Source organism: Mycobacterium sp., assembly GCF_047975165.1.
Classification (GTDB): domain Bacteria; phylum Actinomycetota; class Actinomycetes; order Mycobacteriales; family Mycobacteriaceae; genus Mycobacterium.
In genome coordinates this window covers 1-2,693 of sequence record NZ_JBKECZ010000065.1, presented here as the reverse complement: position 1 = coordinate 2,693, position 2,693 = coordinate 1, and the positions used below count along the sequence as shown (strand labels likewise).

Sequence of the window (2,693 nt, the reverse complement as noted above, 5' to 3'; positions counted from 1 at the left end):
CAGGTTTTCGTAGGCGAACTACTCAAATTCCCCGACTGGCTCAGTGCGCTGTCACCGTTTTGGCACATGCCATCGTCGCCGCTGGATGCGGCCGATGCCCGCCCGTTGGTGGTGATGCTCCTGGTCGCGGTGGCTGCGCTGGGACTGGCCATGATCGGACTGGGCCGTCGGGACCTGCGTGCGCCGTGAAGTATTCCGTCAATTCCGGTGCCGCCGCCACGGTGCTGGCACCAGGCAATCTCGCCAGCCATCGGGCATTCTGGTGTGCATGAAGGTGACGATGTTGTCCGTGGCTGGGAGGTCGGCGGTCGCGATGGCTGCCGCTGGCATGCTGGCGCTGGCTGGCTGCTCCGGCGACGATGAGACTACCCAGGAGCGGGCGAGTGAGCCGTCGAAGACCTCGGCAGCGCAGGCGGTGGCGATCAATCCGCTGACCGGCGCGACAATGAAGAAGGCTCCGGCCAATCCGGTATACGTCGTCAAGATCGACAACACGCCCGCCTCGGCGCCGCAAAAGAACATCGATCAGGCCGACATGGTGGTCGAGCAGACCGTTGAGGGCGGCATTACCCGCCTGGCCGCGTTGTACTACACGACGGCACCAACCCTGGTGGGGCACGTGCGGTCGATGCGTGCCACCGATATTGGTATCGCCAAGCCGGTCGCCGGTCAAGTGGTCGACTCCGGAGGCGCGGTACAGAACATCTCACGTATCAAGGGCGCCGGGATAATCATTCACTCCGAGGACGCCGTGAGCTCGGGTTTCTCTAGTGATAACGGATAAAGTCCCAACAACCGGCAGGTTGATCTGAAGGCGCTCAACGCCGAAGCGAAGAACAAACAACCGCAGCGGCCGTACTTTCGCTGGGCAGGAGCGAACGCGGCCAAGCCGGCCGGCCGATCAGTCACCTCGGCGAGGGTCACTTTCTCGCGCAGTCACACGACGAGCTGGTCCTTCGACTCCAAGGTCTGGAACCGGACCAACGGCACCAGCGCCAAGGAGTTCGGGGCGCGGAACCTGGTTGTGCTGTGGGCCGATGAGAAGGACGCCGGGTATACCGATCCGGCGGGCAATCCGGTGCCTGAAACGGTCTTCGCTGGCCGCGGCAAGGCCGTGCTGTTCGTCGGAGGCACGCGAATCAATGGCCGGTGGTCCAAGAAGAATGATGCTTCGACCATTGAGCTGCGCGACGCCGATGGCAAACCGATGGCTCTGCCGCGGGGCAAGACCTGGATTGAGTTGCTCAGCAAGGCGGAGGCGGCCTCGGTGAGTGCGAACTAACGTGCTGGTCAATCGGCGGTGTGCCACTGCTGTCGGGGTACGCCGATCTCTCCTCGGCGTGAGGGCCGTACTAGATGACGCAATCGCTCAAGATGCGCAGTTGTCGGTCGGTGAGCAGGACTAGGCCCTCTAGGTGATTGCTGAACAGCAGGATTGGTTTGTCGTCGTAGACCTGGAAGAAGCCCCGTTTCACCACCTCGGCGATCGCGTCGCTGACCATGAGATCCCGGCGATCTCCTGCGAGTGTCCTCGCGGAACTCGCCGACGGGCATCGCACTGATTCGCTGGTTGCGCGCGGTTGACTCCGGCAAGATGGACGCATGGACTGGGTACGGGGCCAACTGCTGGTCGCTACCTCGGCGATCGATTCGGGCCCGTTTCGGCGCGCCGTGGTATTCATGCTGGACCATGATGCCGATGGCGCGCTCGGCGTGATCGTGAACCGCCCGCTGGAGTCTGACGTTGAGGACGTGCTGCCCGGCTGGGAGAGCTGGGTGAACACTCCCGGTTGCCTGTTCGAGGGTGGGCCGGTGGCGATGGATTCAGCGCTCGCCGTGGGTGTGGTGCCCGATGCGGTGACCCGCCCGGTGGGCTGGCGTCCGTTGACCGGCCGGATCGGACTGGTCGACCTTGACGGGCCGATGCCCCAACGTGGCCAATTTGTGGGGCTGCGCGTCTTTGCGGGGTACGCCGGATGGGCGGGCGGCCAGCTTGAAGCGGAGATCGCTGAGGGATCGTGGCTGGTGATCGAGGCCGATGATGCCGACTTGATGTCGGCGGTGCCGGATCGGCTATGGGGGCAGGTGCTGCGGCGACAATCGGGGGAGACCCGGTACTGGGCCACCCTGCCCGACGATCCGGGACTGAACTGATTGTGCTGTCAGCGGTGCGTTCTGCTGGCGGTGCGTTCTGCTAGTGGGGCGTTCTGCTAGTGGGGTGTTCTGCCAGTGGGGCGTGACATTCGGTGAGCCGGGAAGGATTGCCACCGTGGAGGTGTTGGATAAGGTAGGAGACACTACCGAACCCCAACGGAATCGGGACCATCAGGGAACCCGAATATTGTTCGGACATCGTTTGAGAGGACACCATGCGGAGCAGTAACCCGGTCTTCGCCAGGAACGCGGAGTTCAACGGCAGTGGGGCAACGCGCAGCGCGGACCCATCCCAGTGGCAGATCGACCTGTCCGGCAGCGGACAGGGCGGTGCTTCCGCGCCGCCGACGAACAGTCGGATGACCCTGGACTCGGTGGTGGAGAAGACTGCGCTGACGGTCGGCACGGTGGTGGTGTTCGCCGCCATCACCTGGTTCGTCATCGGCGATGTCTTCATCGACTCCATCACCGTGGACAGCTCGGCCATGACGATGGCTTGGACGCTTGCCATGATCGGCATGTTCGCCGGGTTCGCGTTG

The 2,693-nt window shown here is 63.9% G+C and carries 5 protein-coding genes and 1 pseudogene; 5 read left to right on the top strand and 1 reads right to left on the bottom strand.

Annotated features, from left to right (window positions below):
* The 3 genes and pseudogenes from ACK5M9_RS07530 to ACK5M9_RS07520 all read left to right on the top strand — a co-directional run.
* Positions 1-189 (top strand): annotated as a pseudogene (locus tag ACK5M9_RS07530) (hypothetical protein); the annotation flags it as partial.
* Positions 190-268: 79 nt separating this feature from the next.
* Positions 269-784: a DUF3048 domain-containing protein gene (locus tag ACK5M9_RS07525; RefSeq protein WP_416892553.1), complete on the top strand. Its 516-nt coding sequence runs from the start codon at positions 269-271 to the stop codon at positions 782-784.
* Between the two features lie 24 nt (positions 785-808).
* Positions 809-1,282 (top strand): DUF3048 C-terminal domain-containing protein, encoded by a 474-nt coding sequence (locus ACK5M9_RS07520; protein WP_416892554.1) that lies wholly within the window; start codon positions 809-811, stop codon positions 1,280-1,282.
* Between the two features lie 70 nt (positions 1,283-1,352).
* Here ACK5M9_RS07520 and ACK5M9_RS07515 read toward each other — a convergent pair whose 3' ends face one another.
* Positions 1,353-1,502 (bottom strand): hypothetical protein, encoded by a 150-nt coding sequence (locus ACK5M9_RS07515; RefSeq protein WP_416892552.1) that lies wholly within the window; start codon positions 1,500-1,502, stop codon positions 1,353-1,355.
* Positions 1,503-1,602: 100 nt separating this feature from the next.
* Here ACK5M9_RS07515 and ACK5M9_RS07510 point away from each other — a divergent pair, with 100 nt between their 5' ends.
* Positions 1,603-2,154, top strand: a complete 552-nt coding sequence (locus ACK5M9_RS07510; protein ID WP_416892551.1) for a YqgE/AlgH family protein — start codon at positions 1,603-1,605, stop codon at positions 2,152-2,154.
* A gap of 215 nt (positions 2,155-2,369) precedes the next feature.
* Positions 2,370-2,693 (top strand): Bax inhibitor-1/YccA family membrane protein (locus ACK5M9_RS07505; RefSeq protein ID WP_416892550.1); only part of this gene is annotated, 324 nt, incomplete at its 3' end.